This window comes from Kocuria sp. CPCC 205261 (assembly GCF_040981025.1).
In the GTDB taxonomy this organism is placed as follows: Bacteria; Actinomycetota; Actinomycetes; order Actinomycetales; family Micrococcaceae; genus Kocuria; species Kocuria marina.
On sequence record NZ_JAVKPU010000013.1, the window covers coordinates 25,668 to 52,234 of the forward strand.

The following is a 26,567-nucleotide window of genomic DNA, read 5'->3' on the forward strand; positions in this document are numbered from 1 at the left end:
CATCACTACCGCGGTGGCCATCAAACATTTCCGAGCTGAGTAAAGAACCCAGCTCATATGGGAAGGAGACCCAGTCCGTCTACGACGGGGACGTCCTCCCATCGCGAAGCTGTCAGCCCTTCGGGCCAGCGTTCACCCAGCGGTACAGGCCAGGAACTGACTCACACCGCAGATAGCCCTGATCGCGGTACTGGGAATCATCAAAAAACCGCTTGTATGTCACCGGACTTTCACCGCATTCGCGATGCAGAATCGCCCCAGCCTGCCCGGCAGTGAGACCAAGGTACTGCACCCCACCGACGAACACATTGTGGCGGTCCTTCGGCGCCGCCGCCGCTGGCGCGGCCGCTGTCCCAATGACTAGTGCCGCAACTCCCGCAGAAGACGCCATCGACTTAATCCAAGACTTCATTATTCCCCTAATGTTGTGTTACCCCACCACACCAACGTATGCGTATGGGGACTGCCCCGAGTTTGACTAACTCTCGGGGTTGACGGTTTTTAGGCGGCTCGGAGGCCGTGATTAATGGTCTCAAACTCGACCGGTGTGAGGCGACCCAGACGGCGTTGGCGGCGCCGGCGGTGGTAGGACTTCTCGATCCAGGTCACGATCGCCAGGCGCAGTTCTTCGCGGGTGGACCAGCGTTGCCGATCCAGGACGTTCTTCTGGAGCAAGGCGAAGAAGGATTCCATGGCGGCGTTGTCCGCGCACGCCCCGACTCGGCCCATCGACCCCACAAGGTCGTGGTGGGCGAGCTCGTGCACGAACTTCCGGGCTCGAAATTGACCGGGTTCAACCGGTGGTTGCAACACCGGCTTGTTGGAGCAACAGTAGCTGCTTGTTGAAGGCCTCGGCAGGGGTCTTCCAGCCCAGCGTCTTGCGGGGCCTTGTATTGAGTGCGTGAGCGACGGCTTCAATCTCCTGGGCCGTCCAGCTCGACAGGTCAGTGCCCTTGGGGAAGTACTGGCGCAGTAGTCCGTTGGTGTTCTCGTTCGTGCCGCGTTGCCAGGGGGACTGCGGATCGGCGAAGAACACCGGGATGCCCGTCTCGACCGTGAACTGTGCGTGAGCGGACATCTCCTTGCCGCGATCCCAGGTCAACGACCTCGCCAGTTGGGCGGGCAGCGTCGACATCGTGCTCGCCAGCGCGTTCTTCATCGTGATCGCGCCATAGCCGACCAGCGCGGGGCCGTTCTTGGGTGTTTCCTTGTGTCGGTATCCCTTCTCACGGGGGAGGTGGACCAGCATCGTGAACCTGGTCGTGCGGTCGACGACGGTGCCAATCGCTGAGCGCTCGAGCCCAATCAGCAGGTCACCCTCCCAATGGCCGGGAACAGCTCGGTCTCCGGCTTCTGCGGGACGTTCGCTGATCAGCGTTCCAGCAGTGACGTGCGCCCAAGTCTTGCGGCGTGACCGTTCCCGCGGCGCGCGCAACGCCCGGCCCGTGCGCAGACACCAGACAAGCTCGCGTTTGAGCGCGCCGCGGCCCTGAATGTAGAGGGATTGGTAGATCGCCTCGTGACTGATGCGCATGGACTCATCATCGGGGAAGTCGAGCCTCAACCGGTTGCTGATCTGCTCCGGACTCCACGCCGTGGACCACCCGCGGTGCTTACGGTGGGGCTTGTTAATCCCCGTGAACCGTGGAGGCTCGGGACCGATTATCACCTTGCCATCAGGCGTGGCGATCTGCCCCGATAATCGGTCCTGGACGTAGGTATGCAACCGCACGTTCGTGATCAGCTTCGCCGCCTTCGGGCGTTTCGCGACCATGTCGGCCTTCCACTGCGCAACCGACGCTCGATACCCGCGACTTCCGTAGCGGACGGCCGCATTCCGGGGCAGCTCACGGGAGATCGTCCCCGGGTTACGGCCTAGAGTTCGAGCGATCTCGCGCACGCCGCGTCCCTGAGCACGCAGGAATGCGATCTCCTCACGCTCAGCGAACGACAGGTAGCGTCCGGTTGGCGTGAACTTCAGATCGAATGGAGGCATGCCGCCAGCGTGGCGGAACCATCGCTGACCGACAGCTTGCGCCACGCCGACCACGGCAGCAGCCTCGATGGGCAATAGCCCCTTGGCGATCTCCGCCCAGAACGCCGCCTCGACATGCCGTTGGAACTTCGGATGCCCAGGGGACCGAAGCTTCGGTCGCTCCGCCCGATCTGCTGCCTGCTGACGACGAACCATCTGACACCTCCCGATCGAGGTGTTGCGACGACCAGTTGAATCCGCCGACTTCCGCGCCCTGGACACCCTGGGCGAACTGACGGTGCTGGGTGTCGCCGGGCTCACGATCGCCGCCCTGCTGCACGGGCGCCGCCCCGCCGCGGACGACCCCGCCCCGATCGACGAGCAATCTCCCGTGAGCGACCCGGAGACCAACACTGTGTTCGTGCGCACCGCCGCGCGCCTGCTCGGGCCCGTGATCGTGGCGATGTCCGTGATCCTGCTGCTGCGCGGACACCACGAACCCGGCGGCGGCTTCATCTCCGCGCTCGTGGGCGGGGCCGGCTTCATTCTGAGCTACCTGGCCGCGCCGTCCGACGAACGCGCCCGCGTGCGCCTGCCGTACCTGTGGTTGATCGGGGCCGGCGTGGCCGTAGGAACCGTCACGGGCCTGCTGGGGTACCTGGACGGGTCCTTCCTGCGGCCCCTGCACCCGCGCATCCTCGGATTCGAGATCACCACCGCGCTCGTGTTCGACGTGGGCGTGTACCTCGCGGTGATCGGCGTGATCCTGGCCGCGTTCAACCTGCTGGGGCGGCCGCCGTCGGACACCACCAAGGTGCTGCCCCGCGAACCCGAACCCGGTGCCGCGGGGCCGGACGACCAGCCCGGTTCCGGCGCGTCCCCGGGCGCGCGCGCCGGGGCCGGCGAGCGCCGTCGTGCCGCCCGGAGCGGTACCGCCGCGAGTCCCGCGACGACCCGTTCGTCACACACGACCCACGAGACCGGAGAGGTGACCCCCCGATGAGCGCAGCCGTGATCGCCGGACTCCTCGTGTTCGGTGCCGTGTACCTGCTCATGCAGCGCGAGATGCTGCGCGTGATCCTGGGCTTCGTGCTCCTGGGCCACGCGGGCAACGTGGTGCTCATGGCCGCGGGTGGCAGCGCGCGGCGCCACGAGCCCTTCGGTGCCCCCGAGGACCTGTCCACCGTGGCGGATCCCCTGCCCCAGGCGTTCGTGCTCACGGCGATCGTGATTGCGTTCTCGATCACGATCGTGATACTCGTGCTGGCCGTGACCGGCCAGGACGATGACGACGACACCGAGGCGAAGCCCGAGGAGGTGCGCTCATGAGCGGCGCCCTCCTCCCCCTGTTCGTCGCACTTCCCCTGCTCGTGTCCGCGGTGTTGTTGATCGTGGGCGACCGCCGCGTGCTGCACGCCGTGGGTCTCCTCGGGACCCTGCTGCTCGCGATCGCCGGAGGCGTGTGGCTCGTGACCGATTTCGCCGGCAGCGGCGCGGCACCGGGGCACCGAGCGGCAGGTCATGGGTGCGCGGTTGTACGTGACCCTGAACCTGCTCACCTCCACGATCTTCCTCATGGGCGTGGGCTTCATCTACGGCACCGCGGGCACCGTGAACATGGCCGAACTGGCCGGCCGCGCCGCGACCGACGGCACCGTGGCGATCTCGACCGCCGTGTGCTTGTTCGCCCTGGCGATCAAGGCCGCGGTGGTCCCCATCCACGGGTGGCTCGCGGTCGCCTATCCGGCCACCTCCCCCGCGATCACCGCACTGTTCTCCGGGCTGCACACCAAGGTGGCCAGCTACGCGATCTACCGGATCTACGCCGTGGTCTTCGACGGCGACGCCCATTGGCTGTGGATCGGCGTGGCACTGTGCTGCCTCACGATGGTCGCAGGCGTGCTGGGCGCCGTGGGTGAGAAGACCACACGCTCGATCCTGGCGTTCCACATGATCAGCCAGATCGGGTACATCCTGCTGGGGGTCGCACTGTTCACCCTGGCCGGGCTCGCGGCGGGCATCTTCTACCTGCTTCACCACATGATCGTGAAGGCCTCCCTGTTCCTGTCCACCGGCGCGATCGAGGTGCGCTACATGACCGGGAGGATCGGCGCGCTGTCCGGGATGGCGACGCGCGAACCGGTCATCGCGGTCGCGTTCTTCGTGGCCGCGCTGTCCCTGGCCGGGCTGCCGCCGTTCTCCGGGTTCGTGGCCAAGTTCTCGCTCATCCTCGCGGCGGTCGACACCGGTCACGTGATCGCGGTGATCGTGATGCTCGCGGTCAGTCTCGTCACGCTGCTGTCGATGCTCAAGATCTGGAACGGCGTGTTCTGGGGCTCCGCGGGCGAGTCGTCGCTCGAGAACGGGGGCGGTTCCGGGGCCCTGGCGGGGCCCGCCGTCGTCACCGCGTGCCTGACGCTCGCGCTGGGCCTCGGCGCGGAAGTGCTCATGGGCGTATCCACGACCGCCGCGGAGGGCCTGCTGGACACCTCGACCTACGTGAAAGCGGTGATGGACTCATGAGTTGGCTCACCTGGCCCGTCCGGGTCCTGGGATTCCTGGTGTGGTACGCCGGGCAGATCATCTCCTCGAGCACCGCAGTGCTGCGGGACAACCTGACCCCGGGGCAGAACTCGACTCCCGGTGTGGCCCGCGTGCGGACGCGCTGCCGCTCGGACCTGGAGGTGACCCTGCTGGCCGCCCTCATCACGCTCACCCCCGGCACGCTCACGCTGGGGATGCACGACGCACCCGTGGCGGCGCAGCGCCGTCGTGATGCGGAGGACATCCGCACGCTGTACGTCCACTCGCTGTACTCGGGTAACGCCGACAGCGTGCGGGTCGAGGTCCGGGAACTTGAGACACGACTGCTGCGCGCGGTGCGCCGCACGGGAGGGACGTCATGATCGGTGTGACCGTGGGGATCGTGATCCTCGCCGTGGCCTGCCTCGCGGCGGCCTTCCGGATCCTGCGCGGACCCTCGGAGGCGGACCGCGCGGTCGCGGGTGACCTGTTGCTGTTCGGGTTCGTGGGTCTGATCGCGTTGTTCGGTGTGCGCGTGGCCAACGAGTACACCTTCGACATCGTGCTCGTGGCCGCGCTCGTGGGATTCCTCAGCGCGCTGTCCCTGGCACGGGCTCTGACCAGGGGGAAGCGATGAACGAAATCCTGACCGTGCTGGGCAACGTCCTGATCGTGGCCGGGGCCCTCGTGTTCGCGACCGCCGCCCTGGGGGTGGCCCGTTTCCGGGACGCGTACATGCGGGTCTCGGCCGTGGGGACCGCGGGCGGGCTCGGCATCGTGTTCGTGGTGACGGGGGCATTGCTGCTGCAGCCGTCCGTGTCCAACGTGGTCAAGGTCGTGCTCATCATCACGATCCACCTGATCACGTCCGCGGTGGGGACCATGGCGATCGCGCGATCGGCATATCTCACGGGGACTCCCCTGAAGCGGTACGCGTTCGACGAGCTGGCCGCGGATTCGCTCGGCACGGAGCGGGACCCGGAACCCGCACGGAAGCCTGCCGTGGACTGAGGACCGCACGTCCCGCCCCCAGCACCGGGTGTGGATCGCGGTCCCCTCGTGGCGTACGACTGGCGCTTCAGCGCCCGGAACGGTCACCCGGGGTCAGTGTGCGGCCCGGCTGAGCCGGTCCACCGCCTCCACGACGGTCTCGGGCGCGCACGCGAGGTTCATCCGGGCGAAGCCCTTGCCCGCGTCACCGAACATGGGTCCATTGGACAGTGCCACCCCGGCGTGCTCGAGTGCGTAGGCGGCGGGATCATCGCCCCATCCCAGGGCGCGCATGTCGAGCCACGCGAGATAGGTCGCGTGACCTCGGCGCACGACGACGCCCGGGAGCTTCTCGCTCACTTCGCGCTCGAGCAGCTCGGTATTGTCCTGGATCGCGGTGATCGTCTCGTCCAGCCAGTCGAGGCTGTCACGGAAACCCTCCCGCGTGGCGAGCAGACCGAAGCTTCCGGTGCGGTTCGCCACCTCTTCCGGCAGGTGCTCGAGCCACCGCGCCATGGGCTCGGAATCCACCACGAACAGCGCGGTTTTCAGACCGGCCAGGTTGAACGCCTTGCTCCCCGACTCCGCGGCCACACCGTGTTGGCGCGCGGCATCGGACACCGAGAGGTACGGGGTGAACTCGGTCCCGTGATGTGTGAGCGGGGCGTGGATCTCGTCACTGACCACGAATCCGTCGTGCTCGGCCACGATCTCGGAGAGCCTTTCGAGCTCCTCGCGGGAATGCACGAGCCCCACGGGGTTGTGGGGATTGCACAGCAGCACGCCGCGGGCACCCGCGCGCAGGGCGGCGTCGATGCCGGGCAGATCAAGACGGTAGCTCGCGGCGTCGTCGAGCAGCGGGACCTCCACGACCCGCCCGCCGGCCTCGACCACGAGGTCGAAGAACGGCGGGTAGACGGGCGGGGTGATGATCACGCCGTCGCCTGGCGCCATGAGACGGCGCAGCGACTCCACGATCACCACGCTCACGTCCGTGGTGTACGAGATCCGCGCCGGGTCCGGGCGCCACCCCCACCGCTGCGCGGCGAAGTCCGCGAACGCCTCCGCAGCGCCTCGATCGGTCGAGGTGGCGTACCCGGTGTCGCTGTTCTCGATCGCATTCTGAAGCGCCTCCTTGATGGCCGGCGGCGTGGGGAAGTCCATTTCCGCGACGAACATGGGCAACACGTCCCGCGGGTACGTGCGCCACTTGGCGCTCGTACGACGCCGCAGGGCGGGCATGTCATCGGCGGTCGTCACGGTCCAGCTCCCGGTAGCGAACGGCACTCAGGACTCTGTGAGCTTCTTGGCCTGGCCCAGGCGCAGCGACTCCAGGGTCTTCTCCTGATCCTGGGCGCGCTCGTAGAGGTTCTGCAACAGATCCTTGTCCAGCCGCTCGTCCGGGACTTCCAGGAGCAACCGCCACCCGAGGCCTTTGGCGTGCACGGCGGCCACGAGGCCCTCGAGTTCCTCGATGTCCGACAGCGGCGAACGTTCCTTGATCCGCTCGTTCGGCTTGAGGCGTGCGAGCTTCTCGCCCGCCTTCGCGGGAAGATCCTTGTACAGGGCCGGCTTGGCCCCGACCATGGCCATGATGTCCTCCAGGGACGTCTGATCGCGGGCGATCTCCGGGACCAGCCGCTCAACCTGTTCCCGCACCTCCGGGTCCCCGTGACCCTCGGCCACACGGCGGAACACATCCACCCCCGCGGCCGATCCGGCGTGGTGGTCCTGCAGGTACGTAGTGATGACGTTGGTCATGGGATACCCCTTTCGTCGTGTCCTCCCACCTAAGCATGCTGAGCTCCGCACGGTCACACCCGAGTGGGTACATGACGTGCATATTTACCCGATGACCTGCGCCGCCCCGCCTGCCACCCCCATGTTCTAGTGCAGCAAAAGCAGCTTTGGTGCACCGAATCACGCTTTAGCTCAGTAAAAACAGAGGGGTGCGGCGTCGTCGTCCGCCGTGCGTGCGCGGCATACTGGACGGGTACGCGCCGTGCCGGGGGGAATCGGGGCGGATCATCTCAGGGGGGACAGTGGCACCGGAAACTTTCGTGGACTTCACCGCGCCAAACGGACTGAGCTCGTGGTACCACGTGTGGGACTCGGGCACCGCGGGGATCATGTACTACTTCGACGGGGACTACTGGGACCTGGACGACACGTCCATCAACTGGCCGGACGAGGGCGATCTGGCCCGGCTCGCGGTGGCAGCACGGGCCCGGGACCTCATGTTCGTGGCCGTGAACACGCCGGACGAGGACGGCTCCGGCGACGGCTACACGTGGTGGGAGGACTGCAAGGCGAACGGCAAGTACTTCCGGGCGCTGCACGAGCACCTCGTCGAGCGGAACCCGCAGGTGGACGCGAGCAACATCTGGCTTGTGGGGTACAGCGGCGGCGCCGAGTTCATCACCTACGAACTGCTGGACCGGGGTATTTCCGGGATGACGCACGGCGGCGCGGTGATCATCGGCGGCGGCGGAGCGAACGCGCCGGTGGCCACCAAAAAGAAGGCCCGGCCGTGCATCGGCAACACGGCCATGCACTGGTGGGTGGGCGATCAGGACGTGGACGGTGCCACGAACCCGCCCGAGTGGAGCGCGCTGGGCGCCGCCGAGGAGGGCGTCGCCGCGTTCCAGACCGCGGGTTTCGACACGAACCTGCACGTCCTGCCGGGCGTGGACCACTCCGGGTACGACGCCGTGGCATGCCTTTCGCACGCACTGCCCGCGGTCTCGCGCAAGGCGGGCCTGCGCGCTGCGCTGTCCGACGGATGGGTACGGCTCACGCGGGACACCTGAGGAGTGACGAGGAACGGCCGAGCGGCGGGTCATGATTCCTAGTGGAGTTAAAACAGCTTCGCCGCACCGAAATGTGCTCTAACTCCACTAGAAATTCGGGTGGTAGCCATGAGCGAGACCGTGCACCAAAAACCGGCTCCGGCCAAGGATCTCTGCCTGGCCGGAGCCGGTTCACTCGGTCGGGATGACAGGATGTGAACCTGCGACCCCTTGACCCCCAGACGTCCAGACTGCTCCGGCCAGACCGGATTCTGCGTGATCCCGGGCGTCAGATCATGCAGAACACGTCACGAGATGCATGGAGTGCATGATTCTGGTCCCCTTCTGGTCCCCCTCGTGGGCAAGCTCAGTTCGCGGCCAGAGCCGTGAGAGGCGCTACGGCGGCATGGAACCTGTTGCCCACCAGCAGCACGACGATCTTGTAGCTGGCGCTGCCTTGCTGTGGTTCTCCGGGTGGTGATGTCGGGGGCGGACGGGCCAGCTCAGGCCGGTTGCGGGATGGCGGCGATGTGCGCGAAGACCGCGACGATCGCGGCTGCCCAGGGCCACGACTCCGGGATCTTAAAGCGAGTTGATATGTCCGAGACGCTATAGGGCAGGAGAGTCGCCATCCTCGCCGCCGATGGGGTCGAGCGAGTCGAGCTCGAACAGCCCCGCGAGGCACTGGAGCGGGCTGGCGCACAGACCGAGGTGCTGTCGATCCATGACGGTGAGATTCAGGCGCGTGAGAACGATCTGGATGCAGCAGGCACGTTCACCGTTGACGGGTTGGTCGCGGACGCCTCTGTCACCCACTATGACGCCCTGCTTCTCCCGGGCGGCACGGTGAATCCCGACCAACTCCGGGTTGACCCCGACGCGGTCTCCTTCGTCCGCGAGTTCGTCGAAAGCGGCAAGCCCGTTGCGGCGATCTGTCACGGGCCGTGGACGCTGATCGAGGCCGGTGTGGTCGAAGGCCGCACCTTGACGTCCTTCCCGAGCATCCGCACGGACCTGCGCAATGCCGGTGCTGACGTCGTCGACCAAGACGTCGTGGTGGACGGGAACCTGATCACCAGCCGCTCGCCCGATGACCTGCCTGCGTTCTGCGATACGATGGGGGCGAAATTTGCGAGCAATTCGACCCGGGAAGAGGTGATGTCATGAGCGTGACTAAGGGACTGCTTGTCAGGCTGGAGGCCCTGCCCGGCAAGGAAGACGAGGTCCAGGAATTCCTCGGCATCGGGCGAGGGCTCGTCGAGGAGGAACCGGCCACCGTCGCATGGTTCGCGATCCGTCTCGGCCCATCCTCCTTCGGGATCTTCGACGTGTTCCCCGATGACGATGGCCGCGACGCGCACCTGTCCGGCGCAGTTGCCACCGCTCTCGGCGAGCAGACCGGCAAACTGTTCAGCGAGCCCACGATCGAGAAGTTGGACGTCCTGGGCTCCAAACTCCCCGCCTGACACCACAGACCGGGAGTACTGGCCCAGAGAGGAGGGGTCGTTGCGCGCGGTGACTTCGGGCTTACACAGCCCGCTGACGTCGTGGCAGCGGCCCCTTCTCTTGCGGCCTATCGCTAATCACCAACGGATCGAGGAACCGCGATGACAGGAACTGACGACGGCGTTGCCACGACGCGTTCACCCGAGGTAGCAGTGATCGGGGGCGGGATCGTCGGTCTGTCCACGGCGTACGCGCTGCGGGAGCAGGGCGTGCCGGTGCGCTTGTACGAGGCTGGTCTGCCCGGGACGGGTCAGTCCGCAGGCGAGTCGCGGATCTTCCGGCATGCCCATGACGACCCGCGACTGGTCGCTTTCGCGCGCGAAAGCCGCGGCGTATGGGATGAGTGGGCCGAACACTTCGACGTCGAGCTGGTCTCATCAGACGGTGTCCTGGCGATCGGAGACAGCGCCCTGGCGCGGCTGCGGGTGCTCGACCAGGTCGGCGGCGTGGAAGCGCACGAGATCGACGCGGCCGAGGTCGCCCAGCGGATGCCGCTGCTCGCTGGGTACTCGGGGCCAGCGGTGCTCGACGAGTCGGGCGGCGCGATCCGCACCCGCGCCGCGATCACGGCACTCACGGGTGCTCTCGCAGATGCGATCACCACCGGTGAGGTCATCTCCATCGATCCCCGCGCCGACGGGACGGTCGAGGTGCGCAGCGTCACCGACCGGGCTGTCTACTCCAAGGTGGTCGTGTGCGCCGGCCGCGAAACCGCCCGCCTGGCACGCAGCGTCGGCCTGTCGCTGCCGGTTCGCCTCGCCGCACACGTACGGCTGACCTTCGACGTGAAAGCCGCCGCCCCGGCACGAGTCGCGTGCCTGCAGGACAGCAGCGGCGTCTTCGGCGAAGTCGGCGTCTACGCCACGCCGCTACCGGGCAACAGCAGCTATTCGGTCGGACTCAGCGACACCGTCGGCGTCCGCGACGACGGAACTTTCATCGACCCGGCGGCGATTCGATCGCTGGACGAACGCGCACGCGAATACGTGACACGGGCGCTGCCCGGTCTCCACCCAGAGCCGCGCGACTTCCTCCACTGCTGGGTGACCGACCTCCCGTGGAGTGAGGACGGCGTGGCCGTGTGGGAGGCAGGCTCTGTCTTCTTCGTGGCCGGTCACAATTTGTTCAAGCAGGCACCTGCACTGGGTCGCGCTCTTGCCCGGGCTGCGACCGGCGGCGGTCTCCGCGCCGAGCTCACGCCCGAAGCGCGCCTCGGCGAGGCCCAGGGCTAGCCCCGGTCTTTCATGACGGCGGTCGGGATCGTGTCGGAGCCGTGTGGTCGAGTGCGCCCGTGTGCGGAGTGACTGCGGGTACGACGACGGGCTGGCTGGCGCTGTCGGGCTGCGGTTCTCCGGGTGGTGATGTCGGGGGCGCACCGGCCAGCTCAGGCCGGTTGCGGGATGGCGGCGATGTGCGCGAAGACCGCGACGATCGCGGCTGCCCAGGGCCACGACTCCGGGATCTTGAGGCGACGTCGGCGTGCGCTGTGAGCGAGTCGGGCGGGCACGTGGAGGAATCGGTAGCGCAGCGCCTTCGGGTCGCAGGTTGCCAACGTGGCGGCGTCGCCGATGCAGCCGAGCAGGCGGGTCCACGCGGTCAGGTCGGCCGCGATCTGGGTGATCATCAGCCAGGTCTGGTTGATGTTGAACTTCCGCGACGGAAACCGTCCCAGGCCGCTGTCCTTGGCGTGGCGGATGCGGTCCTCGACCCGTGCATGGGCCCGGTGCCGGGCCTCGAGAAAGGCGAGCTGGCCGGCCGTGGTGTTGGTGTCGAAGACTTCGTAGCGCCAGCCGTCGCGTTCCTCGAACAGAGACAGTTGCGCGCCGGGGTGGGGGCGTTCGCGGCGCACGATCACCCGCATCCCGGCTGGCCACTTGGCGAGAACCTTCGGGTCGATGAGGCCGGTCAGCTCGGCGACGTCGCCGCCCTCACGAACGCCGCCGTCGGCATCGAGTGCTGGGGTCCAGACCTTCTTCGGGACCAGATCGATGGCATCGCGGAGCTTTCCGGTGATCGCGAATCCCACGCTGTACTCGACGCTGCGGCCGCGGACCGTGCCCCGTCCGGTGAAGGAAGGGGGTTCAAGGCGCTCCGTTCGGCCACAGGCGACCGCCGGCGAGAGCGCCAGGGGGGACCAGAAGGGGACCACGAAAAACGACCGCCGGACATGATGAAGCCCAGGTGAGAAACCTGCTCTCACCTGGGCTTTTTTGTCGGGATGACAGGATTTGAACCTGCGACCCCTTGACCCCCAGTCAAGTGCGCTACCAAGCTGCGCCACATCCCGCGACCGTGTTCGACACCGTTTCCGGCCCCGAACACCCGAGTTACATTACCCCAACCCTGCCCGAATTTCACATCGGCGCGAGCGACTCGCGAGCCGCCCGCGCCGACTGGAAACCGAGCCAGTAGGGGCAACCACTCAGCGCTTGCGCTGGCGCTTCTCCCGCACCCGCATGGTGACCTCCAGCGGGGTGCCCTCGAACCCGAAGGTCTCACGGATCCGACGCTGGATGAACCGGCGGTAACCGGGGTCCAGGAACCCGGTGGTGAACAGCACGAACTTGGGCGGCCGGGAGGCCACCTGCGTCCCGAAGAGGATCCGGGGCTGCTTGCCACCGCGCACGGGGTGCGGGTGGGCCGCCACGATCTCTCCCAGAAACGCGTTGAGCCGCCCGGTGGGGATACGGCGGTCCCAGGAGTCCAGGGAGGTGTGCAGCGCCGGGACCAGCTTGTCCTTGTGCCACCCGGTCTTGGCCGAGAGGTTCACCCGGGGAGCCCAGGACACGTGGGCCAGATCCCGTTCGATCTCGCGTTCCAGGTAGAACCGGCGCTCGTCGTCCAGGGTGTCCCACTTGTTGAACGCGAGCACCAGCGCGCGGCCCGAGTCCACGGCCATTTGCAGGATGCGCACGTCTTGTTCGGAGAGCACCTCGTCCACGGCGAGCAGCACCACGGCCACCTCGGCGCGTTCTAGAGCGGTCTGGGTGCGCAGCGACGCGTAGAAGTCCGCCCCCTGCTGCAGGTGCACGCGGCGGCGGATGCCGGCTGTGTCGATGAACCGCCACGGTTCCCCGCCGAGCATCACGATCTCGTCCACGGGGTCACGCGTGGTGCCGGCGGTCTCGTCCACGACCACGCGCTCGGAACCGGCGAGCTTGTTCAACAGGGAGGACTTGCCCACGTTGGGCCGCCCGATCAGGGCCACGCGGCGCGGTCCACCCTCGAGCTCGGCCTCGGCCACCTCCGAGTACTCGGGCAGCGCCGCCACGAGGGCGTCCAGCGCGTCGCCAGAGCCCTTGCCATGCAGCGCGGAGACCGGGAACGGCTCCCCCATGCCCAGGGACCACAGCGCGGTGGCCTCGATCTCGAGCTGCGGGGAATCCGCCTTGTTGGCCACCACGATGATCGGCTTGGTCACGCGCCGCAGCATGGACACCACGGCCTCGTCGGTCGCGGTGACCCCCACGGTCACGTCCAGCACGAGCAGCACGGCGTCCGCGTTCTCCACGGCCAGCTCCGCCTGATCGGCCACGCGCTTGTGGATGCCCTTTGCGTCCTGCTCCCACCCGCCGGTGTCCACCAGGGTGAAGTTCTTCCCGTTCCACTCCGCCTTGTAGGACACACGGTCGCGCGTGACGCCCGGGGTGTCCTCGACCACGGCCTCGCGGCGCCCGATCACGCGGTTGACCAGTGTGGACTTGCCCACGTTAGGCCGGCCGACCACGGCCACCACGGGGTCGGGGCGGCGGGCGTCCCGCTCGTCGTCGCCGTCGACCCAGTCCGCGAGCAGCGCGGCGTCCTCATCATCCAGCTCGTAGTCGCCCAGCCCTTCGCGCAGGGCCTGCGCGCGGGCCTCGGCCTCGGCGTCGTCGATCGCGGCCAGGCGCTGGGAGATGTCCTCGTTGCCCCCGCCCAGGACGGACTGTTCGTAGGAGTCCACCGTGGGCTCGTCCGATGCGCTCATGGTTACCTCGCTTCCTCGGGGGCGTTGGCGCCCGTGTCGTGAGGCGCGGCGAGCGCCCCGTCGTGTGTGGTGGCGCGGATGATCAGGTCGATCACGCCCTGCACCGTTTGTTCCATGGTCAGTTCGGAGGAGTCGAGCAGGTGCACGCCGTCCTGCGCCGTAGTGAAGTTCACCACGGTGGAGTCCTTGGCGTCCCTGCCCACCACACGGGCCTCCAGGTCCGACGACGCCGCTGCGCCCACCTGTTTGCCCCGCCGCGCCATCCGCGCGGCCTCCGAGGCGGTCAGCAGGATCCGCACCTGGGCGTCCGGGGCCACGACCGTGGTGATGTCCCGGCCCTCGGCCACGATCCGGTACCCGCTGTCCCGGATGATGTCCTGCTGCATGCGCACCAGGACCTCGCGGGCGGGGATGGTCGTGGAGACCGCAGAGACGTGGTCCGTGACCCGGTTACCGCGGATCGCCGTGCGCACGTTCTGCCCGGCCACCGTGATCCGCTCCTCATGGGGATCGGTGCCCATCTCCAGGGCGACGGTCTCGGTTGCGGCCGTGACGGCCTGCGGATCGGTGAGATCCACCCCGGATTCGAGGCACCACCAGGTCACCGCGCGGTACATGGCTCCCGTGTCCAGGTAGGCCAGGTCGAAGCGGCGGGCCACCTCCTTGGACACCGAGGACTTCCCGGAGCCCGAGGGCCCGTCGATCGCGACCACGAGTCGCGCGTTCGTGTCCCATGCGTTCATCACTGCACCACCTTCCAGCCGCGTTCCTGCAGCTCGTCCACGAGGCCTTCCCGGCGGTTGGGATCCACCGAGGCCACGACCAGGCCCACCGGTTGCCCGGGTGAGTGTTCCAGGCGCAGGTCCTCCAGATTGACCCCGATCTCCCCGATCTCCGTGAGCAACTTGGCAATGGTCCCGGGGGTGTCGTCCACGGCCACGGTGAAGGTCGCGAAGGCCCGCGGTGCCCCGCCGTGCTTGCCGGGGATCCGCGCCTGGCCCGCATTGCCCTCGGCCATGAGTTGGGCAATGTCCAGTCGCGCACCGTCCGCCGCCGGGTCCTCCAGCGTGGCGATGAGACGTTCGATGTCCTCGCGCACCTCGTACAGCGAGCGCACCACGGGCCGGGCGTTCGCGGAGAGGATCTGCACCCACAGACCGGGGTCCGAGCCCGCGATCCGGGTGGTGTCCCGCAACCCCTGCCCCGCGAGGGACAGGTGGTGCAGCGGGGTGTCCTGCAACCGGGAGGCCAGCAGGGATGACATCACCTGCGGTACGTGGGAGATCAGCGCGACGGTCTCGTCGTGTTCGGTGGGGTCCAACACCGTGATCGTGGCGCCGAGGTCCACCGCGAGGTTCTTCGCCGCCGTGATGGCGCCCGCACCGGTCTCAGGACCGGGGCAGATCACCCACGGCATGGATGTGAACAACTCCCCGCGCGCGGCCACGGGCCCGGACTTCTCCCGCCCGGTCATGGGGTGGGTCCCCACGTACCGGGTGAGGTCCGCACCGGAGGCCGTGACGGCGGCCAGGATGGGGGCCTTGACGGAGGCGATGTCCAGCACCGTGGCACCCGGGTGATCGGTCAGTGCCTGCACCACGAGCTCGGCCACGACGTCCGGAGGGGCCGCGACCACCACGAGCACGGGCTCGGGCACGTCCCCGCCCGCGGCGCGCACGCTGCGCCCCGCGCCGATGTCCTGGGCCACGGCCTCCGTGGTGGGCGAGGAGTCCCGCAAGTACACGCTCACACCCAGGTGCCGCAGGCCCAGGCCGATGCTCGCCCCGAGCAGACCGGAACCGATGACCAGCACCGGTCCGGTCGTGGATGCTGTCACGGGAACCACGATCACATCCCCACGGACGCGAGGAGGTTGCCCACCTCGGTGTGCGAGAGCTTGCGCACGGTGCCCTGGCGCTGGTCCCCGATCGCAATGGGGCCCACGTGGGTGCGCGCGAGCTTCTCCACGGGGTGGTTCACGGCGTCGAACATGCGGCGCACGATCCGGTTGCGCCCGGAGTGCAGCACCACCTCGATGAGCACGTGCCCGGGGGTGGAGTCCACAAGGCGGAAGTCGTCCACCTTCGCATCGCCGTCCTCGAGCCGGATGCCCTGCTTCATCTGATTGCCCACGCCCTTCTCCACGGGCCCGTGCACCTGGACCAGGTACGTCTTGGGGACCTCGTAGGAGGGGTGGGTCAGGCGGTTGGTGAGCTCGCCGTCGTTGGTGAGCAGCAACAGACCCTCGGTCTCCACGTCCAAGCGGCCCACGTGGAACACGCGTTCGTGCTTGCGAGGGTCCAGGAAGTCGCTCACGCAGCGCCGGCCGTCCGGGTCCTCCATGGTGGAGACCACACCGGTGGGCTTGTTGAACGCGTAGTAGACGAGCTTCTCGTCGGTCTGGATGCGCATCCCGTCCACGTGCACGGCCTGCAGCACAGGATCCACGCGCACGCCCAGCTCGGTGACGATCTCACCGTCCACGGACACGCGCCCGTCCTGGATCATCTCCTCGCACACGCGCCGGCTCGCCACACCCGCCTGGGCCATGAGCTTCTGCAGCCGCACGCCGTTCTCGTCGTGCACCTCCAGCCGGTCCACGGGCGGGTTCTTGGGACGACGACGCCGGTGCGGGCCGTGCTCCTTGATCGCCGCCGCGCGGCGCTCGTACTTGTCCACGCCCGAGAACGCGCGAGGTTTCTGGGGTCCCTTGCGGGACGCCGCGGCCTTGGGCTTGCCCGCCGCCTTGCCGCGCCCGGCACCCGGGCCCTTGGAGTAGCCGCGCCCGGCTGCGTCGCCCGAGCGGGATCCGGAGGCCTTACCGGGACCCGAGCGGAAGCCGGCCTTGGGCCCGGATTTGGAGCCCTTGCCGCGACCCTGGGGGCCGCGGGCTCCCCCGCCGCGGGATGGGTTGTTGCGTGATTGTGCCATGCGTCGATCAGTCCTCTATGTCGTCAAGTTGGTCGGTTCCCGGCAGTAGGGGTGCGATGTCCGGGAGCTCGTCCAGCGAGCCGAGACCGAGTTTTTCCAGGAAGAGCGGGGTGGTGGAGTACAGGACGGAGCCCGTGGCCTCCTCGCGCTCGTGGGCCGTAAGCAGCCCGCGCTGCACCAGGGTGCGTACCACGCCGTCCACGTTCACGCCGCGGATCGCCGAGACGCGGGAACGGGAGACCGGTTGCAGGTAGGCCACCACGGCCAGGGTCTCCAGGGCGGCCTGCGACAACCGCGAGCTGCTGCCCTCCACCACGAAGTCCGTGACGAGCTGCGCATGCTCGCTGCGGGAGTAGATTCGCCACCCGCCGGCCACTTCGCGCAGTTCGAAACCACGCACGCGGGCGGCGGGCACGGCGTCGTCGCGGGAGGCCGACCGTCCATCATATCCGGCGGCGCCGTCCCGTGGTGAGCGCGCCGGGGTGTTTCCGATCACGCCGTCGTAGTCGGCCTTGAGGTGTTCCAAGGCGCTGCGTACCCGGTGCACGGGCTCGCCCGTGACGCGCGCGAACTCCTCGAGCTGCACGGGGGCCGCGGCCACCATGAGCACGGCCTCCAGGGCCGAATACAACTGCGCGTCGTCGAGCCCTGTGGACTGTTCCGAGTCGTGGGTGTCGACGATGTCGACATTGGGGGGTCGTGCGGGGCTGGGTTCCGCCACGCGCTCATCATCTCCTTCGGTACGGTTCACACCGATCCTGTGCGGGAATCATTCTCCCAGGTTTTGCTCCCCGGCGCTCGCCGCCGGATCCGCCTCCGCGCCCGTGTACTCGCTGCTCAGGGACTCGGCGGTCCAGTCGTCGGAGCCGTCCCAGCGCACGAGCAGGGGTCCGAGCACCTCGTCCTGGCGCATGCGCACCACCCGGTCTCGGTACATCTCGAGCAGGGCCAGGAACCTCACGACGATCACGAGCGTGGACGTCGCGTCCGCGATCAGTGACCGGAACGTGTGTTCCTCGCCGTCCCGCAGCGCCTCGGCGATCGTCTCGGCCTCGTCCGCGACCCGCACCCGCGCGCCGTGGAGGTGAGCGACGTCGACCTCTTCCGGGACGTGCCGCTCGGGGTCCAGCGCCACGACGGCCAGGTGCGCGAGCTGATCGGGTGTGAGCGTCCACATGAGCGGCGGCAGGGCCGTGACGACCGCGGGGTCCAGGTCCACGTGGCGCGGGATCCGCACGGACTCCGCGGCGAAGCGCGCGTTGAGCTGCCCCGCGACCTCCTTGAATGCCTTGTACTGCAGCAGGCGTGCGAACAGCAGGTCGCGCGCTTCGAGCAGTTCGACGTCGTACTCGTCCTCGACCTCGCCGCGCGGCAACAAGCGCGCCGCCTTGAGATCCAACAGGGTGGCCGCGACCACGAGGAACTCGCTCGCCTCGTCGAGCGCCTTGGGCGAGGCGATCTCCTGCAACTCTCGCACGTACTGGATGAACTCGTCCGTGACCGCGGACAGGGACACCTGGGTGATGTCCATCTCGTGCTTGGCGATCAGGGACAACAGGACGTCGAACGGACCCTGGAAGTTCTCGAGCGCCACGGTGAAACCCGCGGCCGCCCCGGACGGCGCGTCCGACGGCTCGCCGGAGGACCCACCCGACGCCGCGTTCGCCTCGAGCTCGACGGTGCTCACGAGTGCGTGGGGATCACGGCGCCCCGCCGCGCGAGATCAGCTCGCGCGCGAGCTGACGGTAGGACTCGGCACCGGGGTGGTTGCTCGCGAAGTTGAGGATCGGCTCCGCGGCCACGGTGGCGTCCGGGAACTTCACGGTGCGCTTGATGACGGTGTCGAAGACCTTGTCCCCGAACGCGTCCACGATGCGCGCGATGACCTCGCGCGAGTGCAGGGTGCGGGAGTCGAACATGGTGGCCAGCACGCCGTCGATCTGCAGCTTGGGGTTGATCCGCTCCTGGACCTTGGAGATCGAATCCACGAGCAGTGCGACCGCGCGCAGCGCGAAGAACTCGCAGATCAGCGGGATGATCACGCCGTGGGAGGCCGTGAGCGCGTTGACCGTGAGCAGCCCCAGGGATGGCTGGCAGTCGATCAGGATGACGTCGTAGTAGTCCTCGACCTTGCGCAGCGCGGACGCGAGCACCTGCTCGCGGGCCACCTCGGTCACGAGCTGGACCTCCGCGGCGGAGAGGTCGATGTTGGCGGGCAACAGGTCCACGTTCTCCACATGGGTCTGCTGCACCACGTCCCACACGTCCACGGAACGGTCCATCATGACGTTGTAGATGGTCAGGTCCAGCTCGTGGGGGTTGGACCCGAAGCCCGCGGACAGCGCGCCCTGCGGGTCGAAGTCCACGAGCAGCACCTTGCGCCCCAGCTCGGCGAGCGCGGCCCCCAGGTTGATCGTGGACGTGGTCTTACCCACCCCGCCCTTCTGGTTGACCATCGCGATGATGCGGGCGGGGCCGTGTTCCGTGAGCTCGGGCGGGTCCGGGAAGGTCCGCACGGGGCGGCCGGTGGGGCCTACGGCGTCCGACGCCGGGTTCTGCTGGGGCGTCTCATCACTGGCGTTGCTCACGGGCGACAGCCTTCCTTCCTGGGCGTCCGTTCAAGTCTCAACGCCCTACCCTACCGCCCGGGGGTGCACCCGGCCGGTACCAGCTGCGCTCCCCCGCACGAACGTGGACATGCACCGGGCCCCACCGCGGTGACGGCGGGGCCCGGTGCGGGGGCTCGGCGGCGTGACCTGGGGAGTCAGTGCTCCCGCGGGGTCACGGGCCGGGATTCCGGATGTCCCTCCAGGGCCTGCTCCGGGGCGGTCGGGGAACCGTGCGGGTCCACCGTGAGGGATTCCTCGTCGAAGGGCTCGTCACCCGAGAGCACCCGGCGCACCCGGTCCTTGTCCACCTGCTTGACCCACGTGCCCAGCACCAGGGTGGCCACCGCGTTACCGGAGAAGTTGGTCAGGGCGCGGGCCTCGGACATGAAGCGGTCGATCCCCACGATCAACCCCACGCCGTCCACGAGGTCCGGGCGGTGGGACTGCAGGCCGGCGGCCAGTGTGGCGATGCCCGCGCCGGAGACACCGGCCGCACCCTTGGACGCGATGATCATGAACAGCAGCAGCGTGATCTGCTCCCCCAGCGCCAGCGGCTTGCCCATGGCGTCCGCGACGAACAGTGCGCCCATGGTCAGGTAGATCGCGGTGCCGTCCAGGTTGAACGAGTAACCCGTGGGCACCACCACACCCACGACCGGCTTGGACACACCCAGGTGCTCCATCTTGGCGATCAACCGCGGCAGGGCCGCCTCGGAGGAGGACGTGGAGAAGATCAGCAGGTACTCGCGGGCCAGGTACCTCATGAGCGAGAAGATGTTGACCCCGGAGACGAGCTTGAGGATCAACCCCAGGACCACCACGATGAACAGGATGCACGTGACGTAGAACGCGAGCATGAGCCCAATCATGGACACGATGGCTTTCATGCCGGTGGCACCGACCACCGCGGCGATCGCCCCGAGCGCACCGATGGGTGCGAGCCACATGACCATCATGAGCAGCCGGAACACGACCGCCTGGATGTAGGTCACGGCCTTAAGCACGGGCTTGCCGGACTCCCCCATGGCCTGCAGTGCGAAGCCCACGAGCAGCGCGACCAGCAGGGTCTGCAGGATGTTCCCGGAGGTCAGGGCGGAGAACAGCGTGGTGGGGACGATGCCCAGCACGAAGCCCACGGCACCGCCCTCGGCCGAGTGGTCTCCCCCGGAGGCCAGCCCCGAGGAGTCGTACTGCGCGTTGGCCAGGTCCAGTCCGGATCCGGGCTGGACGATGTTGCCGACCACCAGACCGATCGCGAGCGCGAACGTGGACATCACGATGAAGTAGGTCAGCGCGAGCCCACCCACCTTGCCCACCGTGGCGGCGTGGGCGATGGACCCCACCCCGAGCACGATCGTGCAGAAGATCACTGGCGCGATCATCATCTTAATCAGGGCGATGAACCCCGTGCCGAGCGGCTTCAGCGCCACACCGACGTCCGGGAACAACAACCCGATCAGCGCGCCGAGCACCACGCCGGCGATCACGAAGATGTAGAGGTAGTGGGTGCGGTCCTTCTTCCGCGGACCGGCGCCCGCGGCGCGGGCTCCCCCGGGGACGCTGCCCCGGACGCGCGTGTCTGACATGGTGTCTCCTGACGGATCGGAGGTGGAATGGTGATCAGCCTCACGCACCATCCGCGCCCGCGTCGCGTTGTGGTCATATCGTTCATGACCGGGATCACAGTGCCCGCCGCGGACCTCCCGCTGCCCGCCCGTACGACCCGCACCATTCGCTCGGAGCCGCCATGTCCCTCGCCCGCCGTTTCCTCGCCCTGCAGTTGGGGCTCGTGGTGGTCATCTCGCTCGTGGTGGCCGGTGTGATGGTGTGGCAGACCCACACCCGGGTCACGGAGCAAGCCCAGGCGGTCACGCGGGTGGCCACGGGAGCACTCGTGGACGATCCGTTCGTGCGGGACGCACTGCTTTCCTCCGACCCCCACCCGAGGCTGCAGGAGTTGACGAGCACCCTCGAACGGGACACCGCGGTGGACTTCATCACGATCATGACCCCGGACGGCACCCGGATCACCCACCACGACGAGGGTTTCGTGGGTCAGCAGTACCTGGGCGACCGTTCGCAGGCGCTGCACGGCGAGGTGCACACCGCGACCGAGGTGGGTCGGCTGGGTCCCTCCGTGCGCACGATCGCGCCCGTGCGGGACCGGGATGGGACCATCATCGGACTCGTGTCCTCGGGGGTGCTCGTGAACCGGATCGCCGCGGAGAGCCGCCACGAGCTGCCAGGACTCGCCCTGATCGTGGGTGCGCTGCTCGCGGCGGCCTCGGTGGTCTGCGTCCTGGTGGCGCGCTACCTCAACCGCGTCACGGACGGGCGCTCCCCCGAATCCCTCGTGCGCGGTCTCGCGCTCAACCGCGCGGTGCTGTCCCGCGCACGGGAGGGGCTCGTGTTGCTGGACCCCGCCGACCGCCCGGTGCTGAGCAACACGCGCGCCGGTGAGCTGCTCGGCGTCACCCCCGGCGAGCAGCGCGGCTCCTCGCCGGAGGACACCCGCTTCGAGCCGTACGACAACGCCCGCTCCGGCCCCGGGAGCCCACGACGCAGTCGCGGTCTCTCGGGTCCACGCGGGATCGCCCGACGACGACGCCGCCCCGCCGCCGAGCCCGTGCCCCCGGCCGTGGCCGAGCTGCTCGCCCGGGCGGACATGTTCACGGACGAACGCTGCACCGTAGAGGGACGCACCCTGGTGGCCTCGTGCACCCGGGTCTCGGAGGACTCCGGGCTGCGTGTGCTGATGGTCCAGGACCAGACGGAGCTGAGCAGGATGTCCGGCGAGCTGGACACCGTGCGCACGATGGCCGCTGGGCTGCGCGCTCAGACCCACGAGCACGCCAACCGGATGCACACCGTGGTCTCGCTGCTCGAACTCGAGCGCTACCCCCAGGCCCGGGACTTCGCGGCCTCGACCCTCGAGGGGTCAGTGCGATTAGGTGTGACCGCCCGGGAGATCGAGGACCCGTATGTCGCGGCATTGCTCGCGGGTAAGACCGCCACGGCCCACGAACGCGGCGTGGAACTCGTGGTCGTGACCCACGAGCGGGTGCCACCGCTCGCCGTGGACCCCTCCGAGCTCGTGAGCGTCCTCGGCAACCTCGTCGACAATGCCGTGGATGCGGTCAGCGATGTCGAACGGGACGAACGTCCGGACGACGAACCGCCCACCGTGGAGGTGGAACTCGTCCCGTCCCGAGACGGGCGGTTCGTGCACCTCACGGTCGCCGACAACGGGCCCGGCATCCGACCGGACGTGCGGGAGCGGCTCTTCGACCCCGGGGTCACCACCAAGCCCGCCACGGACGCACCCCGCGGGGTGGGCCTGGACGTCGTGCGCCGGGCGGTGGAGGGCTGGGGTACCGAACTCACGGTGTCCCACGAGGCGGGCGCCGTGTTCTCGGTGGACATCCCCGCGCAGCACCCCGCCCTCGATCGAAAGGAGAACCGATGATCCGCGTGCTCGTGGTGGACGACGAAGCCCTGACGGCGTCCGCGCACGCCGAGTACGTGGCCCGCTGCGCGGGATTCGAGGTGGCAGGGGTCGCGCGCAACGGCACGGCGGCCGTGCGCGCGGTGCGGGAGCGGGCGGCGTCGTCGGCCCCGGTGGACCTCGTACTGCTGGACCTCACGCTCCCGGACATCTCCGGGCTCGAGGTGGCCCGGGCCCTGCGAGCACAGCGCGCGGCCGTGGACCTGCTGATCGTCACCGCACATCGGGACGTGGCCACGGTGCGGGACGCCACCGCGGTGGGGGTGGTGGGCTACCTCGTGAAACCGTTCACGTTCGACGAGCTGCGGCGCAAGCTCGAGGCCTACGCCGCCTACCACCGGGTGCTCGCGGCGGCCACGCCGGACGACGCCGCGATCGAGCAAGCGGAGCTCGACAGGATCTTCGCCGCCCTGGTTGCTCGCCCCGCTCCCGCGCCGCCCAAGGGTCTCGCTCCCGACACCCTCGAAGCGGTCGCGGGATTCCTGCGGGAGGCCTCCGATTACCACTCCGCGGGTGAGCTCGCCCGTGAACTGGGGTTGTCCCGTGTCACGGCACGGCGCTACCTCGAGCACCTGTGCGCGGCGGGTTCCGTGGACCGGCGGGCGCGCCACGGCACCCCCGGGCGCCCCGAACTGGAATACGGGTGGCGCCGCTGAACTCAGCGGCGCCACCCGTACGGTGATCGATCGGTCGTGGGGGGGACTACTCGGAGGTCACGGCGCTGCTTTCCGCGCGGGCACGACGGCGCTCGCGGCGGCGTCGTACGAACGGGACGTGGACCCTGGCCACGAGCCCGCGGTGCGCGCGGTGCCTCAGCATCTTCAGGGGCCCCGCGAGAAACGGCGCCGCCACAGGCCGGAGCCGAACACCAGGAACAAGGCGACACCCACGTACACCGCGAGCGTGCCCCACGTGTTCCATCCCGCGGGCAGCTTGCCGACCAGTCCCAGACCGAAGTCGTAGAAGATCACCGAGAAGATCAGGTTCTGCAGCACGTAACACGTCATGGCCATCCGACCCACCCAGCTCAGCCCGGTGCGCACGGCCACGAAGGTCTCCAGGCCTTCCGCGACCATCCCCCGTACGACTCGGTGTTGCGCAGCCCACCGCCGCCGTTGCCGACGGCGCCCAGGAACTGCTGGACCTCCCCCGGGGAGAGCCCGTGCTGGGTGGTGAGCGCCTGCACCTGCTCGGGAGAGGCAGCGGAGGGTAAGCGTTCGAGGTCCGCGAGGAACTGCTGGGAGATCTCCTGGGACCCGGAGGCTCCGTCCGCGGGAGCGCCCTCCATCAGGGCGCCCTTCATGGGCACGCCGTCCATGGGCACGCCGCTCGGGGGCGCGGTGGCCCCGTTGACCGGGGCGGGTGCGTTGCCTTTCGCGGCGGCGTCGCTGGCGCCGATGGACGAACGGCTCGAGGACTGGCCGGGCAGCAGGGTGAGCACCGTGATCATCACGGCGTGCAGCGCCAGGCCGATCCAGAGCCAGATCTTCTAGGCCTGGGGACTCGTGGCCAGCACCGCCGCGACCACCAGGCCCGCGAGACTTCTTACGGACGAGCTCGAGAAGAGCCAGATGTTGGTCAACAGGGTGCCCAGGATCGCCAGGCCGCGCAGGACTTCCAGAGCCACGAGCCGTCTGCTCGTACTCAGGGCGAGGGCCTGGGTCCCCGTCCACCGCACCTGCCGAGTCACCGGACGGCGGGTGACAACACCCCGCGAGCGGTCCTTGACCGCGCGGGCGGGGAGTGTTTGTGCGGAGTCAGAGTGTCTACGTGACTGCCGAGTGCCCGCGCGGATCCTGTCGGTCCGCGCGAGCCGCTACCCCTGCTCGCGCGGTGCCAGCACGGCGTGCAGCGCCTCAAGTACGGAATCGTCCTCGATGGTCGAGGGCACCGTGTACTTCTCCCCGTCCGCCATCTGACGCATGGTCTTGCGCAGGATCTTCCCCGAGCGGGTCTTGGGCAGGGCGTCCACCACGGCCACGTCCTTGAAGTCCGCCACGGGTCCTATCTGCGAACGCACCATGCCCACGAGGTCCTCGCGCAACTTCTGGGGTTCGATGTCCGATCCGGTCTTGAGCACCACATACCCGCTGGGGCGCTGACCCTTGAGGGGATCGTTCACACCGATCACCGCGCACTCGGCCACGTCCGGGTGGGTCGCCACGACCTGCTCCATGTGCCCCGTGGACAACCGGTGCCCGGAGACATTGATGACGTCGTCGGTGCGGCCCATCACGAACACGTACCCGTTCTCATCGATGTAGCCCGAGTCCCCCGTGGCGTAGTAGCCCGGGAACGCCGAGAGGTAGGAGGACACGAACCGCTCGTCGTTGCGCCACAGGGTCACCAGGGTGCCCGGCGGCAGGGGCAGCCGCACCGCGATGTTGCCCTCTTCCCCCGGATCCAGCGGCTCACCCACGGGGTCGAGGATCTCCACGTTGAACCCGGGCACGGGGACCGTGGGCGAGCCCGCCACTATTGGCAGCTTCTCGATCCCGAAGGGGTTGGCGCAGATGGCCCACCCGGTCTCGGTCTGCCACCAGTGGTCCACCACGGGCACCCCGAGCACGTCCGAGGCCCAGCGGTGGGTCTCCGGGTCCAGTCGCTCACCGGCCACGAACAGCGCCTGCAGCGAGGAGATGTCGTATTCGCGCACGAGGTCCCCCTGCGGATCGGCCTTGCGGATCGCGCGCAGCGCCGTGGGAGCGGTGAACAGCACCTTGACGCCGTGCTCGGCCACGCGCTTCCAGAAGGCCCCGGCGTCCGGGGTGCCCACGGGCTTGCCCTCGTAGACTACGGTGGTCGCGCCGGCCAACAGGGGCCCGTAGACGATGTAGGAGTGGCCCACGACCCATCCCACGTCCGAGGCGGTCCACATCACGTCACCGGCGCCGATGTCGTAGATGTTGCGCATGGACCAGCTCAGGGCCACCGCGTGCCCGCCGTTGTCCCGCACCACGCCCTTGGGGGTGCCCGTGGTGCCGGAGGTGTAGAGGATGTAGAGCGGGTCGGTGGCCTTGACCGTCACGGGCTCCGCGGGCGTCACGCCGTCCTGCGCCTCGGTCCACGACAGCCACGCGGGCCCGCCGTCGCCGGCCCGCTCGCGCGCCTGGGCCACGGTCGTGACGAAACCGTCCCGTTCGTGCACGAGCACCGCCGACGGCGCGTGGTCGCTCAACTGCAGGGCCTCCTCGATCGCGGGCAGGTACTCGATCCGGCGCTTGGGCTCCACGCCACCGGACGCGGTGACGACGACCACCGGGACGGAGTCGTCGATCCGGCTCGCCAATTCTTTGGGGGCGAAACCCCCGAACACGACGGAGTGCACCGCACCCAGTCGCGCGCACGCGAGCATCGCGATCAGAGACTCCGCGATCATGGGCATGTAGAGCAGTACCCGGTCCCCCTTGGTCACCCCCTGGGCGGCGAGCGCACCGGCGAAGCGGGCCACGCGCTCCTGCAACTGCGCGTACGTGATGTGTTCCTGGGTGTCCAGCACGGCGGAGTCGTAGATCACTGCCGTGCGTTCCCCGTGCCCCGCGGCCACGTGACGGTCCACGGCGTTGACGCACGTGTTGAGCTCCCCGTCCGGGAACCATCGGTAGAGGGGGGCGGCGGAGTCGTCGAGTGCGCGGGTGGGTGGGCTCACCCAGTCCACGGCGTCGGCGGCGTCGAGCCAGAACCGCTCGGGGTCCTCCACGCTGGAACGGTAGACGGATGCGTACGTGGCCTCGGACATGGCTTCCTCCGCGGGTGGTCGAGGTGAGGATCG

At 68.7% G+C, this 26,567-nt stretch carries 28 protein-coding genes, 1 tRNA gene and 1 pseudogene; 12 read left to right on the forward strand and 18 right to left on the reverse strand.

The window, feature by feature from the left end; all coding sequences use genetic code 11:
* Positions 1-501: 501 nt before the first annotated feature.
* Positions 502-786, reverse strand: a pseudogene (locus RF646_RS11685) (IS3 family transposase); the annotation flags it as partial.
* Positions 787-793: 7 nt separating this feature from the next.
* Positions 794-2,191 (reverse strand): IS30 family transposase, encoded by a 1,398-nt coding sequence (locus RF646_RS11690; RefSeq protein WP_368836054.1) that lies wholly within the window; start codon positions 2,189-2,191, stop codon positions 794-796.
* A gap of 22 nt (positions 2,192-2,213) precedes the next feature.
* Here RF646_RS11690 and mbhE point away from each other — a divergent pair, with 22 nt between their 5' ends.
* From mbhE to RF646_RS11720, 6 genes are all read left to right on the forward strand, one after another.
* Positions 2,214-2,978 carry a hydrogen gas-evolving membrane-bound hydrogenase subunit E gene (gene mbhE / locus RF646_RS11695; RefSeq protein WP_368836055.1) on the forward strand — a complete coding sequence of 255 codons (765 nt, stop codon included), beginning with the start codon at positions 2,214-2,216 and terminating at the stop codon, positions 2,976-2,978.
* A complete protein-coding gene (locus RF646_RS11700; RefSeq protein WP_368836056.1) occupies positions 2,975-3,304 on the forward strand; it encodes a cation:proton antiporter subunit C in 330 nt (109 codons plus the stop codon). The genes mbhE and RF646_RS11700 overlap by 4 nt, the downstream gene beginning before the upstream one ends.
* A gap of 192 nt (positions 3,305-3,496) precedes the next feature.
* Positions 3,497-4,498, forward strand: a complete 1,002-nt coding sequence (locus RF646_RS11705; protein ID WP_368836057.1) for a proton-conducting transporter membrane subunit — start codon at positions 3,497-3,499, stop codon at positions 4,496-4,498.
* Positions 4,495-4,881 (forward strand): Na+/H+ antiporter subunit E, encoded by a 387-nt coding sequence (locus RF646_RS11710; RefSeq protein WP_144996912.1) that lies wholly within the window; start codon positions 4,495-4,497, stop codon positions 4,879-4,881. The genes RF646_RS11705 and RF646_RS11710 overlap by 4 nt, the downstream gene beginning before the upstream one ends.
* Positions 4,878-5,135: a monovalent cation/H+ antiporter complex subunit F gene (locus RF646_RS11715; protein ID WP_144932323.1), complete on the forward strand. Its 258-nt coding sequence runs from the start codon at positions 4,878-4,880 to the stop codon at positions 5,133-5,135. Before RF646_RS11710 ends, RF646_RS11715 begins: the two co-directional genes overlap by 4 nt.
* Positions 5,132-5,509 (forward strand): monovalent cation/H(+) antiporter subunit G, encoded by a 378-nt coding sequence (locus RF646_RS11720; RefSeq protein WP_085105885.1) that lies wholly within the window; start codon positions 5,132-5,134, stop codon positions 5,507-5,509. Before RF646_RS11715 ends, RF646_RS11720 begins: the two co-directional genes overlap by 4 nt.
* Positions 5,510-5,602: 93 nt before the next feature.
* On the opposite strand, the gene RF646_RS11725 is transcribed toward RF646_RS11720, so the two are convergent.
* Complete coding sequence (locus RF646_RS11725; RefSeq protein ID WP_368836058.1) at positions 5,603-6,748, reverse strand: MalY/PatB family protein; 1,146 nt, start codon at positions 6,746-6,748, stop codon at positions 5,603-5,605.
* Positions 6,749-6,775: 27 nt separating this feature from the next.
* Positions 6,776-7,249, reverse strand: a complete 474-nt coding sequence (locus tag RF646_RS11730; protein WP_144996919.1) for a hypothetical protein — start codon at positions 7,247-7,249, stop codon at positions 6,776-6,778.
* 281 nt (positions 7,250-7,530) lie between these two features.
* On the opposite strand from RF646_RS11730, the gene RF646_RS11735 reads away from it, so the two are divergent.
* From RF646_RS11735 to RF646_RS11750, 4 genes are all read left to right on the forward strand, one after another.
* Positions 7,531-8,298, forward strand: coding sequence for a hypothetical protein (locus RF646_RS11735; RefSeq protein ID WP_368836059.1), 768 nt, complete (start codon positions 7,531-7,533; stop codon positions 8,296-8,298).
* 609 nt (positions 8,299-8,907) lie between these two features.
* Positions 8,908-9,444, forward strand: coding sequence for a type 1 glutamine amidotransferase domain-containing protein (locus tag RF646_RS11740; RefSeq protein WP_368836081.1), 537 nt, complete (start codon positions 8,908-8,910; stop codon positions 9,442-9,444).
* Positions 9,441-9,743: a putative quinol monooxygenase gene (locus RF646_RS11745; RefSeq protein ID WP_064847389.1), complete on the forward strand. Its 303-nt coding sequence runs from the start codon at positions 9,441-9,443 to the stop codon at positions 9,741-9,743. Before RF646_RS11740 ends, RF646_RS11745 begins: the two co-directional genes overlap by 4 nt.
* Before the next feature lie 141 nt (positions 9,744-9,884).
* Positions 9,885-11,015, forward strand: coding sequence for an FAD-binding oxidoreductase (locus RF646_RS11750; protein WP_193519378.1), 1,131 nt, complete (start codon positions 9,885-9,887; stop codon positions 11,013-11,015).
* Positions 11,016-11,167: 152 nt separating this feature from the next.
* Here the strand turns inward: RF646_RS11750 and RF646_RS11755 are convergent, their stop codons facing one another.
* The 10 genes from RF646_RS11755 to RF646_RS11800 form a co-directional block, all read right to left on the reverse strand.
* A complete protein-coding gene (locus RF646_RS11755; RefSeq protein WP_368836060.1) occupies positions 11,168-11,983 on the reverse strand; it encodes a transposase in 816 nt (271 codons plus the stop codon).
* Between the two features lie 13 nt (positions 11,984-11,996).
* Positions 11,997-12,070 (reverse strand) — tRNA-Pro (locus tag RF646_RS11760).
* Between the two features lie 135 nt (positions 12,071-12,205).
* The gene (gene der, locus RF646_RS11765; RefSeq protein WP_368836061.1) at positions 12,206-13,750 is read right to left on the reverse strand and encodes a ribosome biogenesis GTPase Der; all 1,545 of its coding nucleotides are present in this window, start codon (positions 13,748-13,750) and stop codon (positions 12,206-12,208) included.
* A gap of 2 nt (positions 13,751-13,752) precedes the next feature.
* Positions 13,753-14,493 carry a (d)CMP kinase gene (gene cmk / locus RF646_RS11770; protein ID WP_368836062.1) on the reverse strand — a complete coding sequence of 247 codons (741 nt, stop codon included), beginning with the start codon at positions 14,491-14,493 and terminating at the stop codon, positions 13,753-13,755.
* A complete protein-coding gene (locus RF646_RS11775) occupies positions 14,493-15,602 on the reverse strand; it encodes a prephenate dehydrogenase (protein WP_098055211.1) in 1,110 nt (369 codons plus the stop codon). Before RF646_RS11775 ends, cmk begins: the two co-directional genes overlap by 1 nt.
* Positions 15,599-16,681 carry a pseudouridine synthase gene (locus RF646_RS11780; protein WP_368836063.1) on the reverse strand — a complete coding sequence of 361 codons (1,083 nt, stop codon included), beginning with the start codon at positions 16,679-16,681 and terminating at the stop codon, positions 15,599-15,601. The genes RF646_RS11775 and RF646_RS11780 overlap by 4 nt, the downstream gene beginning before the upstream one ends.
* 7 nt (positions 16,682-16,688) lie before the next feature.
* Entirely contained in the window at positions 16,689-17,285 is a 597-nt protein-coding gene (locus tag RF646_RS11785; protein WP_220700332.1) for an SMC-Scp complex subunit ScpB, read from the reverse strand.
* 165 nt (positions 17,286-17,450) lie between these two features.
* Entirely contained in the window at positions 17,451-18,368 is a 918-nt protein-coding gene (locus RF646_RS11790) for a ScpA family protein (protein WP_368814754.1), read from the reverse strand.
* Between the two features lie 13 nt (positions 18,369-18,381).
* Positions 18,382-19,269: a ParA family protein gene (locus RF646_RS11795; protein ID WP_064847382.1), complete on the reverse strand. Its 888-nt coding sequence runs from the start codon at positions 19,267-19,269 to the stop codon at positions 18,382-18,384.
* A 176-nt stretch (positions 19,270-19,445) separates the two neighbouring features.
* On the reverse strand, positions 19,446-20,876 hold the full coding sequence (locus tag RF646_RS11800) for a cation:dicarboxylate symporter family transporter (RefSeq protein WP_368836064.1): 1,431 nt from the start codon (positions 20,874-20,876) through the stop codon (positions 19,446-19,448).
* A 161-nt stretch (positions 20,877-21,037) separates the two neighbouring features.
* Between RF646_RS11800 and RF646_RS11805 the strand changes: the two genes are divergently transcribed.
* Together RF646_RS11805 and RF646_RS11810 are read left to right on the forward strand one after the other, a co-directional pair.
* A complete protein-coding gene (locus RF646_RS11805; RefSeq protein WP_368836065.1) occupies positions 21,038-22,756 on the forward strand; it encodes an ATP-binding protein in 1,719 nt (572 codons plus the stop codon).
* Positions 22,753-23,451, forward strand: a complete 699-nt coding sequence (locus RF646_RS11810; RefSeq protein WP_094067057.1) for a response regulator — start codon at positions 22,753-22,755, stop codon at positions 23,449-23,451. Before RF646_RS11805 ends, RF646_RS11810 begins: the two co-directional genes overlap by 4 nt.
* Before the next feature lie 165 nt (positions 23,452-23,616).
* Here RF646_RS11810 and RF646_RS11815 read toward each other — a convergent pair whose 3' ends face one another.
* The 4 genes from RF646_RS11815 to RF646_RS11830 form a co-directional block, all read right to left on the reverse strand.
* Positions 23,617-23,844: a DUF418 domain-containing protein gene (locus RF646_RS11815; protein WP_368836066.1), complete on the reverse strand. Its 228-nt coding sequence runs from the start codon at positions 23,842-23,844 to the stop codon at positions 23,617-23,619.
* The gene (locus RF646_RS11820; protein ID WP_368836067.1) at positions 23,823-24,248 is read right to left on the reverse strand and encodes a hypothetical protein; all 426 of its coding nucleotides are present in this window, start codon (positions 24,246-24,248) and stop codon (positions 23,823-23,825) included. Before RF646_RS11820 ends, RF646_RS11815 begins: the two co-directional genes overlap by 22 nt.
* A gap of 36 nt (positions 24,249-24,284) precedes the next feature.
* On the reverse strand, positions 24,285-24,422 hold the full coding sequence (locus RF646_RS11825) for a hypothetical protein (RefSeq protein WP_368836068.1): 138 nt from the start codon (positions 24,420-24,422) through the stop codon (positions 24,285-24,287).
* 189 nt (positions 24,423-24,611) lie between these two features.
* A complete protein-coding gene (locus RF646_RS11830; RefSeq protein WP_368836069.1) occupies positions 24,612-26,534 on the reverse strand; it encodes an AMP-binding protein in 1,923 nt (640 codons plus the stop codon).
* Positions 26,535-26,567: the final 33 nt, after the last annotated feature.